The sequence below is a fragment of the Paracoccus wurundjeri genome, from assembly GCF_030678915.1.
In the GTDB taxonomy this organism is placed as follows: domain Bacteria; phylum Pseudomonadota; class Alphaproteobacteria; order Rhodobacterales; family Rhodobacteraceae; genus Paracoccus; species Paracoccus onubensis_A.
The window spans coordinates 93406-107411 of sequence record NZ_JAUUTZ010000004.1; the positions used below are offsets into that span (position 1 = coordinate 93406).

Sequence of the window (14006 nt, forward strand, 5' to 3'; positions counted from 1 at the left end):
TTACTCCACGTATTTCTTGATACCGGTCCAGATACGCTCAACGGTATCAAGATAATTTTCGTCACGGCGCAGGTCGTCGGGCGAAATCTCCCTGGAGATCTGCGGATCGATGATCTCGGATACGCGGCCCGGACGCGGCGACAGCAATACGATCCGGTCCGAGACATAGACCGCTTCCTCGATCGAATGGGTCACGAACAGGAAGGTTTTGTTCTCGACTTCACGCAGGCGCATCAGATCTTCCTGAAACTTGCGCCGCGTCTGTTCATCCACGGCCGAGAAGGGCTCGTCCATCAGCAGAATATCGGCGTCGACCGCCAGCGCACGGGCAAGTCCGACGCGCTGCCGCATTCCGCCCGAAAGCTCATGCGGGTATTTCTTTTCGAAACCGTGAAGGCCCACTTCGCCGATATAATGCCGGGCGCGGTCCTCCCGTTCGGATTTCGCGATGCCTTGCACCTTCAAACCGTAAGCCGCGTTTTCAAGTACTGACGCCCAGGGCATCAATGCAAAATCCTGAAACACGAAGGCCCGTTCCGCTCCGGGACCATTCACGGGTTTGCCTTTGACCCGAATCTCGCCCGAACTGGGCTGCAAAAGACCGGCCACGATTTTCAGCAGGGTTGTCTTGCCACAGCCCGACGGCCCCAGCAGGCTGGTCAGATGGCCCTTCTCGAAGCTGAGATCGATATCCTGAAGGGCGACAACGGTGTTCCCGTAAAGTTTCGAGACATTTCTGACCTCGACAATCGGCTCGCGGACCGGGGCGACCGGAACACCGGGGCCGGCTGTTGCTGTCATCGAAAGCTGCATCATTCTCTCCTTTCGGGGCGGAACAGTCTCGCCTCGACCCATTGCAACAGGCCAACAACGATGATTGCGAATAGAACGATGGCCACGATGGTCGCGTACATATGCGCGAAATTGGCGATCGAGCGATGATAGGTGATCAGGTCGCCGACTCCGGTTGGGGTGATCAGAAGCTCGGCCAGCACGGCGCCGGAAAAGCCTTCCGCCACGCCAAGCCGCAATCCGGCGAACATCATCGGGCTGGCCGCGGGCAGAATGATCTGGGTGATCTGCTGCCGGCGCGTTCCCGTATAGGATCGGCACATGTCGACAAGCGAGGGCGACACGTTCCGTACGGCCTTGTAGCTGTTCATCGCGATGACCGGCAGTGACAGCATCACGACCGCCACGACTTTTGAGGCAAGACCAATGCCATAGACGAATGTCACAAGCGGGATCAGCGCGGCCATCGGTGCGGCCTGCATGGTGATGAAGATCGGCAGAGTTATCCATTCAACGTCGGAACGCAGGCCCATGGCGATCCCCGAGCCCACACCCACGACGATGGAAAAGACCAGGCCGATCACCAGCGGTTCCATCGTCCGCAGGAAAGCCGCGATCAGCGATCCGTCCGCAAGCATTTCCCATAATGCAGCGATCATGGCCGTGAAGGATGGAAAGGCGAAATTGAAACCGCTCATGGCAGTAAGCTGCCAGATCAATGCGAACAACGCGACCGAGGCGATTTTCCAGGGGAGCCCGGACCGCAGAGCGCGGGTAAAAAGACCGGGATCGGCTGTATTGCGCATCCGGTGGATATCCATGCTGGTCATTGTAAGATCCTGTAACCGGCAGACGATGACGCGGATATTGGCGTCATGCTCCGTGAAGTGTCAGTTCCGGGCGGCGTTCAGCAGATCGAAATCCCAATATGCATTGATATCCACATCACCCTCGGGCGCATCGACCTGACCCGCCGCGGCGAGAAAGTTCAGATCATCCACGACATCTTCAGGTTCACCCCCCGATACCGGTAAAACCCCGTCCTGTGCGGCGCCGGTGTAATAAGGCACGATATCATTCACCGCGTCTTCCGGCAGATCCGGCAGCAGGTCATATTGCGTCCGGAGTTCGGCCACGATTTCGGGATTTTCATTGATTTCCGCCCAGGTGCGCATCAGTTCTTCGACAAATACAACCACATCGGCTTCGCGCTCGTTAAGGAAATCAGAGCTGCCATAAAGGGCTTCGTCGGTTGCGTTCACTCCTTCTATGGGAAGCCGTTCGAACTTATCGCCGCCCTGCTCGGTCAGAAGGCGGAAGGACGACGAATCCACGATCGACGCCTTCACGGTGCCTTGCAGCATGGCGCCGGCCCGGACCTCGGCGCCGGGGACATAGCTGATCGCCGAATATTCGATTCCGTGCTGTTGCTCCATAAGGCGCATCAGTGCTTCGGTGCCCGAGCCTCGCGAATGGACGGTCACTTCCTGACCGTCAAGATCTTCCCAGCTGCTATAATAATCGGTGTTGACGACCGGAAAGAAGAGTAATGAGCTAAGCCGGTAGAACATGCGCAGCGGCGCCTGCGAGTTCTCGATAAAGGCATAGGGGGCGCCAACCCCGATATCCGCCTGTCCGCCGACGATTGCCTGCGTGGCGACATCTTCCGAGTTGAAGAACGTCAGTTCCATCGGCACGCCGCGCTCTTTTGTGCGCTCCATCGCGACAAGCAGGCCCAGCGACTCAACCGAGGCGATATCGCCCATGGCCACCCGGATCGGCGCGTCCTGCGCCTGTGCCGGAATTTCAGTGACGGCAAGCGCCACGGTGCCCGCAATCAATCCCAAGAGTTTGCTTCTGATTTCGATCATCCCGCACATCCTCCCCGATGCTGGAACAGTTATCCAAACCAATCTTAACCAATCACCATGATTGGTTAAGCTAATTCCATGATATTAATCCTGAGTCAACGTGGAATCGCATATAATTTCTCTGTAATTGCAAGAATCACCTAGATTGACAGATTGCATGAGCTGTTCTAGATGCTGATCAATATGGAAATTGGTTGGGAAATATCAGGTGCCTGACGTTACGGGAAAACGCTTTTCCTCCGCTCAACCTGACGCGGATCCTCATCAGGCGACGCTTGTGCAATTGCGCGCATGGCTTGCCAATCAGGATCTCGCGGCCGGAGAACGGTTGCCGCCAGAGCGTGAACTGGGCGATGTCCTGGGCGTATCTCGGGGGGAGTTGCGCAAGGCGCTGGCTGCGCTTGAGGCAGAAGGCCAGTTGTGGCGTCATGTCGGTAAAGGGACATTTATCGGTGCCCGGCCGATGAATGTGCTGAACCTGTCCGAAATTGGCCGCATAACCAATCCGGCAGAGGTGATGCGCACGCGATTGTTGATCGAGCCGCTGATCGCGCGCGAGGCGGCATTGCACGCGACCCAGGCCCATCTTGACGCGCTGCATGTCTGTGTCAGCCGGACGCATTCGGCGACAAGCTGGCGTCAATACGAGGCGGCCGATAACGAATTGCATCGCCTTGTCGCGGAGGCCACGGAAAATCGCCTGCTATTGGCTTTGTTCGATGCGTTGAATGCGGTCAGGCGCACCGTCGTCTGGGGAATGCTTCGTGCCGGTAATCAGAAACCTCCGCCCAATCATCACTCTTTCGAAGAGCATGACCGGCTGATCGGCGCCATCGAACGACGCGATCTGGATGCCGCCGGCAAGGCGATGTTTCATCACCTGCAGGTGGTTCAGCAGAAAATGGTGACTCCCGCGATGCCGGAAGCCTGAATAATAGGCTGCCCGACAAGAGGCAATGGATCGGCGTTCCACGCAGCAGACATCATGAACCATCGCCACCGTCATGTAGCTTGCGATCAAAGAGGCAGCAGCTTAGCCGGTTTCGTCAGCGGCGTTTTCTGCAAGTAGAATATCATAATGCTGCGCGCGCTCGTCAAAGCGGGAAAGCACCTCTCGCGCCCGGGGCGGCACATGGCTGAGTTCGAAATCTTCGCCGGTGAAGGCGCGGATGGAATCAATATCGCGAAACCACATGATGGTGATGAATTCCACCTCTGTGTCGCGGTCCCGGCGAAACAGCTCGATCTTTTCGAAACCCGGTATTTTCATCGCCAGAATATCCGGGATGACCTCGTCGGTGACGATGGTCTGATAGCTGTCTGCGTTATCGGCTGTGGTGTAGCCATACCAGATGCGGCTGATCATCGGCATCTCCTGCCTGTCAGATTTTCATGTTCCGGGCGGAGCCGGAATATCTGTCAGGATAAGCGTTATCCAAAGGATATGTCCTGCCAAAGATTGTTGCTTGTGATGCGATTATTGGCATATATAGCTAATAAATTTCATAAGATTAATGTATAATGCCATTATGGATGATATAGATCGCAGAATCACAGCCGCGCTTCAGGAAGATGGCCGGCTCAGCAATGTCGATCTGGCGGACCGGGTCGGTCTTTCCCCGTCCCCCTGCCTCAGGCGCGTCAAGCTGCTCGAGGAGCGGGGCGTGATCACCGGCTATACGGCACATATCGATCGCGAGAAGGTGGGGCTTTCGCTGACGGTCTTCGTCGAGATCACGGTGGGGCGGCATTCCCGGCAGAATGCGGCGGCTGTCGAACAGGGTTTCGCCAAAATCCCCGGCCTTGTCGCCTGCCATATGGTGTCCGGGGATGCCGATTTTCTGGCCGAGCTGGTCGTGGCCGATCTCAAGACCTACCAACGTATCCTGACGGAAAACATCCTGACGATCGAGGCGGTGGAACAGGTTCGTTCGAATTTCTCGCTGCGGCCGATCCGCATCGCCCAGCCCCTTGCGCTGCCCTAGATTTGCCGGGCGGGATGTTGCGGCCTGCAAGCCCGTCATCCTTCGCAGCCGGAGCCGATCCCCAGAGACGCGATTTTGCATGGCTCTACCGCGTTTTGGCATATCATTTGAGTGTCGAAATCCCGTAAGCGCTTGCCTTGATGCTTTTTCGGGTGAAAAACGGTATCCGGTTTTGCCGGAAATGCTTTATTGTGGATATCCACAATAGCGCGCGCGTGATCTACGCGATTTAATTGGCAAAATTCAGGGAACCGCCGGGAGGGCGGTAAACAGGAGGAAAGATCATATGCTGACTCGTCGCAGCTTCACCCGTCTCGCGGGTGCCGCGGCCATTGCGCTTTCGGCTAGTTTGCCGGCGCAGGCTCAGGACACCATCGTCATCAAGTTCAGTCACGTCGTCGCCCCGGATACGCCCAAGGGCAAAGGCGCCGAAAAATTCAAGGAACTTGCAGAGGAATATACCGAAGGCAAGGTCAAGGTCGAAGTCTATCCCAACAGCCAGCTTTACAAGGACAAGGAAGAGCTGGAGGCGCTGCAGCTTGGCGCTGTGCAGATGCTTGCGCCGTCGCTGGCGAAATTCGGCCCGCTTGGCGTCCAGCAGTTCGAGCTGTTCGATCTGCCCATGCTGGTGGACGGTTATGACGATCTGCGCAAGATCACCGATGGCGAGATCGGCCAGGAGTTGTTGGCCATGCTGGAGGACAAGGGCATCAAGGGTCTGGCCTATTGGGACAATGGCTTCAAGATCATGTCGGCCAACAGTCCGGTGATCGTGCCCGACGACTTCCTTGGGCTAAAAATGCGCATTCAGTCCTCGAAGATTCTCGAGGCGCAGATGGAAGCGCTCGGCGCAGTGCCGCAGGTCATGGCCTTCTCGGAAGTCTATCAGGCGCTGCAAACCGGCGTTGTTGACGGCACCGAGAACCCGCCTTCGAACATGTATACCCAGAAGATGCACGAAGTGCAGTCGCATGCCACGATCTCGAACCATGGCTATCTGGGCTATGCGGTGATCGTGAACAAGACTTTCTGGGAAGGGTTGCCCGACGATGTGCGCGGCAACCTTGAAAAGGCCATGGCCGAGGCGACCACCTATGCGAACTCGATCTCCCAGGAAGAGAACGACACGGCGATGGAAGCGATGAGGGCCGCTGGCACGACCGAGTTTCACGAGTTAACTGACGAGGAGCGCGCCGAATGGTACGAGATTCTTAAGCCCGTCCACGAGGAAATGTCGGGCCGCATCGGCGAAGACCTGCTTCAAAAGGTCTATGACACGCTTGGCGTAGAAAGCTGATCCTGTCTTAACCGCGAGGACCCGCGAGGGTCCTCGTATCAATCATCGGGGTTCGCCATGTTACTGCGCTTCCTCGACCGCTTCGAAGAAATCCTGATTTCTGTGCTCATGGCTCTTGCGGTCATGCTGATCTTCGTTGCGGTCGTCCATCGTTTCTCGATCGGCTTTGCCGCGGATATCGTCGGCTGGGCCCGGGCACATGAGATGCCTGGACTTCAAGATTTCGCCCGAGCGACCTTCAAGGCGATCAATTCGCTCAAGCTGACCTGGGCGCAGGAGGCCTGTATCTACCTGTTCGTCTGGATGGCCAAGTTCGGCGCCGCTTATGGCGTGCGCATCGGTATTCATGTCGGGGTAGATATCCTGGCCGAGAAACTCGAAGGCGCCGCCCGTAAGGCCATTACCACTATTGCCATGTCCGGCGGTATCATCTTCACCTTCATCATCGCATGGATCGGAACGACTTTCGTCTGGGAGGTTGCTCGGGGCGGTCAAACCTCGCCCGATCTCGAGATGCCCATGTGGATCATTTATCTGGCCGTGCCGCTGGGTTCCGCGCTCATGTGCTTTCGCTTCATCCAGGCGCTCTGGATCTATCTGACCACCGGCGAGATCGCCCATCATGACCTCAACTCGGTCGAGGGCGTCGAGGAACAGGCCGAAGAAGCCGCAGAGGGTAAGTCATGACCGCACTCATCATCTTCATGATCCTGGCGGTGCTGCTGATCACCGGCATGCCAGTATCGATCGCGCTTGGTCTTACCGTCTTCGCGTTCCTGTTCGGCTTCACCAGTATTCCTTTGGACAGCATCGCCCTGAAGCTGTTCACCGGCATCGAGAAATTCGAGATCATGGCGATCCCGTTCTTCATTCTGGCCGGAAATTTCCTGACGCATGGAGGTGTGGCGCGACGGATGATCCGTTTCGCGACCTCGATGGTGGGGCATTGGTATGGCGGTATGGGACTTGCCGCGGTGGTGGCCTGCGCGCTTTTTGCCGCGATTTCCGGTTCGTCGCCGGCTACGGTAATGGCGGTAGGCTCGATCCTTATTCCGGCCATGGTCAAGCAGGGATATCCGCCCCAATTCGGTGTCGGCTCGATCGCTGCCGCCGGCGGTCTGGGCATCCTGATCCCGCCCTCGATCGTGATCGTCATGTATGCTGTCGCGACCTCGGGTATGGTGGTGACCGATGCCGAGGGCAACTCGGTCATGTCAGCCTCGATCGGGACGCTGTTCATGGCGGGTGTGATCCCGGGTCTGATGCTGGCAACCATGCTTGGAACAACGACATTCTGGCGGGCCTGGAGGGGTGGCTATCCGCGCATGCCCAAGGCCACCTGGGGCGAGCGCTGGACGACATTCCGCCAGTCGATCTGGGGATTGATGCTGATCATTATCATCATGGGCGGCATCTATGGCGGTATCTTCACCCCGACCGAGGCCGCCGCCGTCAGTGCCGTTTATGCCTTTGTGATCGCTGTCTGGGTCTACAAGGACATCCGGTTGCGCGACGTCCCGCGGGTCTTGCTGAGTTCGGCCGCGATGTCGGCGATGCTGCTCTATATCATCACCAATGCGGTCATGTTCGCCTTCATTCTGACATCCGAACAGATCCCGCAAGCCATGTCCGCCTGGATCGTGGATATGGGGCTGGGCAAGATCGGCTTCCTGCTGGTGGTCAACCTGATCCTGCTTCTGGTGGGCATGGTGATGGAGCCATCGGCCATCGTGCTGATCATGGCCCCGATCCTTTACCCGGTCGCGGTCAAGCTGGGTGTGGATCCGGTGCATTTCGGGATCATGATGGTAGTCAATATGGAGATCGGATTATGTACGCCGCCTGTCGGATTGAACCTCTATGTCGGGTCAGCGATTTCCCGACTGGGGCTGACTCAGGTTAGCAAGGCGGTTCTGCCGTGGTTGCTGACGGCTCTGACCTTCCTGATGCTGATCACCTATATTCCTGAAATCACATTGTTCCTTCCGCGATTGCTTGGATTGCACTGAGAAGCCGGCGACGATCCCGCTTCATCGTGTTATCCGGTTGCGAAGATACTGCTGCCCTGCCACCGGCCATTGGCCGGTGGTTTTACTTTTTAGCGGCAGCGGCATTCTGTGCTTTGCGGCGCTGTCACCTTCGTTACCTTTCCCGGATGACCGCCCATGCATGAAACGGCGGGCGGAACCGGCCTTTCCCAAGTCCTTAAGGCCTTTACGGGCAGGGTGAGTTTGCCTGCCGGGCTGCCGGAAAGTCACCCTGGTTCGGGCAGTTCAGGTAGTGGAACCCGCCGGGCATCCTGCACCTGGTCTGCGGTGCAGCAAGGCTTCCAATGAAAAACGACGCGACCGGTGACGGTCGCGTCGTGTCAGGTGCGTTACCCGATCCTGTCAGATCAGAACGGACTGTCGGGATAGAAGAAGTTTTCTGCGTTATCGGGCGTGATCAGCTGGCTACCGATGATGAAGCGGCCCGTCATCGGGGCGTTCGAGACGAAGTTGAGCGCCGTCATCTCGATGGCCGAGGAAATCAGCGCCGGCGGATAGGTCACGTTCACCGGCAGTTGCGGATCGCCGTCCATGATGCGCTGGACGATTTCCTTCATCCCGGCACCGCCGATCACCCACATTTCTTCGTCGCGGCCTGCGGCAGAGATAGCCTCGAGCACGCCGATAGCCATGTCGTCATCGGCAGCCCAGACCGCGTCGATCTCGGGATATTTCGACAGATAATCCTGCATGACGGTAAAGGCGTCATCGCGGTTCCAGTTGCCGTGCTGCATATCCAGGATTTCGACCTCGGAGCCTTCCAGCGCCGCTTGAAATGCCTCGACACGTTCATTGTCCAGCGTGGTCGGAATGCCGCGCAGAACGACGATTTTAGAGCCCGCCTCCAGGTTGTCACGGAAATATTCGCCCGCCACGCGCCCGAAAGCGGTGTTGTCGCCCGCCACATACAGATCCTCGATACCTTCCTGCGACAGGCCGCGATCCACCACGGTCACGAACTTACCTGCATCCTTCACTGCAGCGACCGGCGCGGTTAGCGGCTCGGATTCGAAGGGCAGCACGACCAGCCCGTCGATATTGCGGGTGGCCATCATGTCTTCGATATCATTGACCTGCTTGGCCGCATCACCCGCGGTCGACAGAACGAATTCGATATTCGGATATTGCTCGCCCAGACGATTGATCGTGTCCTGAGCATGCCAGTTCAGTCCGCCCATGAAGCCATGGGTGGCCGAGGGGATCGACACACCGATGGTCACTTTCTCGTCGTCCTGCGCAAAGGCGGCACCGGATGCCATGCCCAGCGACATGATCAATGCGGTGGCTTTCATCAAGCTTCTGCGTTTCATTGATTTCCCTCCCAGGAATTACCGCTCGTCGGCGGTACGTTTCTCCCGCTGCAACACGACAGCAAGAACGATGATGACCCCCTGGATGGCCCCGTTGAGATAGGGGCTGACCAGATCGGCCAGATTCAGAATATTGTCAATCAGTGACAGGATCAGGACGCCGATAACGGTGCCCCAGACCCGGCCGCGGCCACCTTTCAGGGCGGTGCCGCCGATGATCACCGCCGCAATCGCCTCGAGCTCCCACAGCACACCGGTGGAGCCCGAAGCCGAGCCAAGGCGTGGGACGTAAAGCACCGTCGCAAGCCCGACCAGCAGGCCCAGCAGCAGATATGTCAGAAGTTTCACGCGATTCACGTCGATCGCGGAATAGCGCGCCACCCGGTCATTCGAGCCGATGGCCTCGACATGGCGCCCGAAACGGGAATGACGCATCGTCCATTCGCCCAGCACGGCGATGATGGCGAAGACGATGATCGGCCATGTGATCCAGCCGATGCCTCCGTAATAGACCGGGCGGTAAAGCGTGCGCAGCCCGTATTCGAGACTAAGAGTCCCGCCATCGGCCAGCCAGGTGACGAGCGAGCGAAAGATGCCCATCGTGCCAAGGGTAACGATGAACGGCTCGATTCTGGCCTGCGTGATCAGAAGGCCGTTCACCAGCCCGGCGATGATCCCGCCCAGAATGGCGACGCCCATCCCGATCAGGATGGTACCCCAGTTCTCGCCGATCTCCGGCAAGGCGGCATTCATGGCGATGATCGTGATCCCGGCCAGAAACGCGGCCATCGAGCCGACCGACAGATCAAGCCCGCCTGCCGTGATGACGAAGGTCATGCCGACGGCAATGATCCCGATGAAGGCCGACCGGGCCAGCACATTGGTGATATTGGCCGGAGCCAGAAAGGCGCTGTTCAGCAACGCGCCAAGAATAACCAGCGCGATCAGTGCGACCAGCGGGCCAAGGATATGAAAGTCAAATTTTTTCATGCGGCTTTCCCGCTGTCAGAGGTAACGCCCATGGCAAGGCGCACGATGTTGTCTTCGGTCATGGCATCGCCTTCGACCTCGCCCACCAACCTGCCTTCGCGCATGACCAGCACGCGGTCGGACAGGCCGATCACTTCGGTCATTTCGCTGCTGATGACGATGACGCTGCGGCCTTCGGCGGCCAGCTTGCGGATGAAGGCATAGATCTGCCGCTTGGTGCCCACGTCGATGCCGCGGGTCGGTTCGTCGATGATGATGATCTCAGGATCGGGCAGCATGGTCTTGGCCAGCAGCAGCTTCTGCTGATTCCCGCCAGACAGCTTGCCCGCCAGCATATTGGGGTCCTTGGCGCGGATGTCGAAATCCTGAGTGGCGCGGGCAAGTGCCTTGTCCTCGGCATGGCTGTCGATGCGCCATGTACCGAATTTCTCCAGCGTGGCCAGCGTAAGATTGACGCGAAGACCCTTGTCCAGAAGCAGTCCGGCTTCCTTGCGATCCTCGGTCAGATAGGCCAGCCCCGCCGAAAAGGCGTCGCGGAGGTTGTTGATCCTGACCGGTTTGCCGTTCACGCGGATTTCGCCGGTGGAACTGCGCAAGCCGACAAGGCCTTCGGCCAGCTCTGTGCGCCCCGATCCGACCAGCCCGGCTATGCCCAGCACCTCGCCCTTGCGCAACTGCAGGGAGACGTCATGGACACGGCCGGGCACGGCCAGCCCGGAGGCGGAAAGGGCTGCCTCGGGCGCGGGGTTGCCTTTCGGTGGATAGAAATCCTCCAACTCGCGTCCGACCATGGCGGTGGCCATACCGTCCTCGGTCAGATCCCCCCGCAATGCCTGCCGAACCACGCGGCCGTCGCGCAGTACGGTGATGCGGTCGGCCAGATGGGCAACCTCGTCCAGACGGTGTGAGCAATAGAGGATCGCAACCCCTTCGGCCCGCAGCCGGTCGATCTGTTCGTAAAGCGTGCCGACCTCGCGATGGGTCAGGACGGCGCTTGGCTCGTCCATGATCAGGACGCGGGCATTGCGGGACAGGGCCTTGGCAATCTCGACCATCTGCCGGTCGGGAACCGAGAGGCGCCCGATCTTCGCGTCGGGCGAGATCTTCGTGTTCAGCCGCTTCAGCAACGCCGCAGTCTGTTCGCGCATGGCGGCGTGCTTCAGGCGGAAGCCGCCCAATTCGCGACCAAGGAACACATTCGCCGCAACCGTAAGGTCAGAAGCAAGGTTGAATTCCTGATGGATGACGACAATCCCCTGTGCTTCGGCATCTGGGCCGCTGGCGAAAGCGACCGGCTGGCCGTCCAGCACGATCTGCCCCTCGGTCGGGTCCAGAAACCCGCCGAGGATTTTCATGATTGTCGATTTTCCTGCACCGTTTTCACCGATCAGGGCATGAACCTCACCCGGTTCCAGCGCCAGATCGACATTATGCAGGACCTGAATCGGCCCGAAGCTTTTCGATACGTTTTGTAGGGAAAGGATACTCATGGCAAAACCTCGATCCATGCGCCGTCGCGGATGGCGGATGCCTGCGCGGCGGCGATGAAACTCATGCCGGACAAACCGGCCTGAAGACCCGGAACGCGATCAAAAGGGGTCGAATCACCTCGAATAATCGATGCGATATCGCTATAAAGATTAGAAAATCCTTCAAGATAGCCTTCGGGATGGCCGGGTGGTGTCCGGAAGGATCGGCTGCGGTCTTGCGCGCGGGTCAGGATCCGGGCCGGCTCGTCCCTGGGCGTGACGATCAGCTCTTCAGAGCGTTGCAGCCGCCATTCCAGTGCGGCTTCCGTGCCGAAGATGCGTAGTGACAGACCGTTCTCCTGTCCCACGGCGACTTGAGACGCCCAGATGCCACCCTTGGCCCCCGAGGCATAGCGCAGCGCGATCCGCGCGTCATCGTCAACCTGACGCCCCGGTACCATGCTGGACAGATCCGCCGACAGGAAGGCGGGTGTTTGCCCGGTCACATATTCGGCCAATTGCCATGCATGCGTTCCGATATCGCCTATCGCACCGGCACCCGCCCGCGCGGGATCGGTGCGCCATTCGGCCTGTTTGCTGTCCGTCTGACCAGCCAGCCAGCCCTGAAGATATTCCACCTGTACCAGTCGGATCGCGCCAAGCGCGTTTTCGGCCACCAGCGCCCGCGCCTCGCGGACCATCGGCAGGGCGCTGTAGTTATGGGTCAGGAAGAAATGCGCGTTGCTGGCCTTTGCGGCCTCGGCAATCTTGCGCGCCTGTTCCGCCGTCGCGGCCAGAGGCTTGTCGCAGATGACATGGATGCCCGCCCGCAGGAAGGCCGCGGCAGGGGCGGCATGCATGTGATTGGGCGTGACGATGCTGACGGCTTCGATACCGTCTTCCCGCGCGGCCTCGGCCACCGCCATGTCGTTGAAGTCGGAATAGCTGCGGATCCCCAGTTCCGCCGCGCTTTCCGCCGCGCGTTCCGGGTTCGAGGACAGAGCCCCCGCGATCAGCGCGAAATGCCCGTCCATCCGTGCGGCGATGCGGTGGACGGCGCCGATGAATGCGCCGCTGCCCCCGCCAACCATGCCAAGCCGAACGGGAGTCACAGGCCCAGCGCCTTCTCAAGCGCCGCATGATCGACATGGCTTGCCGCGAAATCGTCAAAGGCATGTGGAGTGACACGGATGATATGGTCGCGGACGAAACCCGCGCCTTCACGGGCGCCGTCTTCGGGGTGTTTTAGTGCGCATTCCCATTCGACCACCGCCCAGCCGTCAAAGCCATATTGGGTCAGCTTGGAAAAGACCGCCTTGAAATCCACCTGCCCGTCACCCGGGCTGCGGAAACGACCGGCGCGCTCCGCCCAGGATTGATAGCCGCCATAAACGCCCTGCCGCCCGGTGGGGCGGAACTCGGCATCCTTGACGTGGAACATGCGGATGCGGTCGTGGTAAATGTCGATATTCTGCAGATAATCCAGTTGTTGCAGCAGATAATGCGACGGATCATAAAGCATGTTGGCGCGGGCATGCCCGCCGACGCGGTCAAGGAACATCTCGAAGGTCACACCATCATGCAGATCTTCACCCGGATGAATTTCGTAGCAGATATCGACGCCCTGATCCTCGGCCAGATCCAGCAGCGGAGACCATCGCGCGGCCAGCGTATCGAAGGCGGTCTCGATCAGGCCGGGCGCACGTTGCGGCCATGGATAAAGATAGGGCCAGGCCAGCGCGCCCGAGAAGGTTGCCATCCGATCCAACCCCAGAAGGCGGCTGACGCGAATGGCCTTTGATACCTGATCGACCGCCCATTCCTGCCGCGCCGAAGGGTTACCGCGCACCGAATCAGGTGCGAAGGCGTCGAAGCCCGCGTCATAGGCGGGGTGGACCGCCACCAGCTGGCCCTGAAGATGCGTGGAAAGTTCTGTCACCCCGACGCCGTTCTGCCGGGCGGTACCCAGAAACTCGTCCCGATAATCCTGTGATTCCAAAGCGCGATCCAGATCCAGAATGCGCGGATCATTGGTCGGAACCTGTACGCCGACATAGCCGCATTCCGACGCCCAGCGGGTAATCCCGTCCCATGTGTCGAAGGGACCGTCATCGCCAATAAATTGCGCCAGAAACAGTGCGGGGCCTTTGATCGTATGCATGTTCACCTCTTCCCGGCGGTCAACCTGCACTGCTCTGCAATCGATTGCAAACATTTTCTTGTCCCGACCGCATGTCGCGCATA

General features: G+C 59.1%; 14 protein-coding genes. 5 read left to right on the forward strand and 9 right to left on the reverse strand.

What is annotated here, in order from left to right; all coding sequences use genetic code 11:
- The 3 genes from Q0601_RS05750 to Q0601_RS05760 are packed head-to-tail and all read right to left on the reverse strand — an operon-like array spanning nt 1 to nt 2663.
- Nucleotides 1-813 (reverse strand): ABC transporter ATP-binding protein, encoded by an 813-nt coding sequence (locus tag Q0601_RS05750; protein WP_305288068.1) that lies wholly within the window; start codon nt 811-813, stop codon nt 1-3.
- Nucleotides 813-1622 carry an ABC transporter permease gene (locus Q0601_RS05755; RefSeq protein WP_305288070.1) on the reverse strand — a complete coding sequence of 270 codons (810 nt, stop codon included), beginning with the start codon at nt 1620-1622 and terminating at the stop codon, nt 813-815. The genes Q0601_RS05750 and Q0601_RS05755 overlap by 1 nt, the downstream gene beginning before the upstream one ends.
- A gap of 60 nt (nt 1623-1682) precedes the next feature.
- Entirely contained in the window at nt 1683-2663 is a 981-nt protein-coding gene (locus Q0601_RS05760; protein WP_305288072.1) for an ABC transporter substrate-binding protein, read from the reverse strand.
- Between the two features lie 208 nt (nt 2664-2871).
- Between Q0601_RS05760 and Q0601_RS05765 the strand changes: the two genes are divergently transcribed.
- Nucleotides 2872-3594 carry a FadR/GntR family transcriptional regulator gene (locus tag Q0601_RS05765; RefSeq protein ID WP_305288073.1) on the forward strand — a complete coding sequence of 241 codons (723 nt, stop codon included), beginning with the start codon at nt 2872-2874 and terminating at the stop codon, nt 3592-3594.
- Nucleotides 3595-3696: 102 nt separating this feature from the next.
- Here Q0601_RS05765 and Q0601_RS05770 read toward each other — a convergent pair whose 3' ends face one another.
- Nucleotides 3697-4029 (reverse strand): hypothetical protein, encoded by a 333-nt coding sequence (locus Q0601_RS05770; protein ID WP_305288075.1) that lies wholly within the window; start codon nt 4027-4029, stop codon nt 3697-3699.
- Between the two features lie 163 nt (nt 4030-4192).
- Here Q0601_RS05770 and Q0601_RS05775 point away from each other — a divergent pair, with 163 nt between their 5' ends.
- From Q0601_RS05775 to Q0601_RS05790, 4 genes are all read left to right on the forward strand, one after another.
- Nucleotides 4193-4648 (forward strand): Lrp/AsnC family transcriptional regulator, encoded by a 456-nt coding sequence (locus Q0601_RS05775; protein ID WP_305288077.1) that lies wholly within the window; start codon nt 4193-4195, stop codon nt 4646-4648.
- 286 nt (nt 4649-4934) lie between these two features.
- A complete protein-coding gene (locus Q0601_RS05780; RefSeq protein WP_305288079.1) occupies nt 4935-5945 on the forward strand; it encodes a TRAP transporter substrate-binding protein in 1011 nt (336 codons plus the stop codon).
- Between the two features lie 57 nt (nt 5946-6002).
- Nucleotides 6003-6632 carry a TRAP transporter small permease gene (locus tag Q0601_RS05785; protein WP_305288081.1) on the forward strand — a complete coding sequence of 210 codons (630 nt, stop codon included), beginning with the start codon at nt 6003-6005 and terminating at the stop codon, nt 6630-6632.
- Nucleotides 6629-7954 carry a TRAP transporter large permease gene (locus tag Q0601_RS05790; protein ID WP_305288083.1) on the forward strand — a complete coding sequence of 442 codons (1326 nt, stop codon included), beginning with the start codon at nt 6629-6631 and terminating at the stop codon, nt 7952-7954. Before Q0601_RS05785 ends, Q0601_RS05790 begins: the two co-directional genes overlap by 4 nt.
- Nucleotides 7955-8340: 386 nt before the next feature.
- On the opposite strand, the gene Q0601_RS05795 is transcribed toward Q0601_RS05790, so the two are convergent.
- Genes Q0601_RS05795 through Q0601_RS05815 form a run of 5 tightly spaced genes read right to left on the reverse strand, consistent with a single transcriptional unit; the run spans nt 8341 to nt 13923 of the window.
- Nucleotides 8341-9303 (reverse strand): ABC transporter substrate-binding protein, encoded by a 963-nt coding sequence (locus tag Q0601_RS05795; protein WP_305288085.1) that lies wholly within the window; start codon nt 9301-9303, stop codon nt 8341-8343.
- Between the two features lie 18 nt (nt 9304-9321).
- Nucleotides 9322-10293 (reverse strand): ABC transporter permease, encoded by a 972-nt coding sequence (locus Q0601_RS05800; protein WP_305288087.1) that lies wholly within the window; start codon nt 10291-10293, stop codon nt 9322-9324.
- Entirely contained in the window at nt 10290-11783 is a 1494-nt protein-coding gene (locus Q0601_RS05805; RefSeq protein ID WP_305288089.1) for a sugar ABC transporter ATP-binding protein, read from the reverse strand. The genes Q0601_RS05800 and Q0601_RS05805 overlap by 4 nt, the downstream gene beginning before the upstream one ends.
- Complete coding sequence (locus Q0601_RS05810; RefSeq protein ID WP_305288351.1) at nt 11780-12853, reverse strand: Gfo/Idh/MocA family protein; 1074 nt, start codon at nt 12851-12853, stop codon at nt 11780-11782. Before Q0601_RS05810 ends, Q0601_RS05805 begins: the two co-directional genes overlap by 4 nt.
- 17 nt (nt 12854-12870) lie before the next feature.
- The gene (locus Q0601_RS05815) at nt 12871-13923 is read right to left on the reverse strand and encodes a sugar phosphate isomerase/epimerase family protein (RefSeq protein WP_305288091.1); all 1053 of its coding nucleotides are present in this window, start codon (nt 13921-13923) and stop codon (nt 12871-12873) included.
- Nucleotides 13924-14006: the final 83 nt, after the last annotated feature.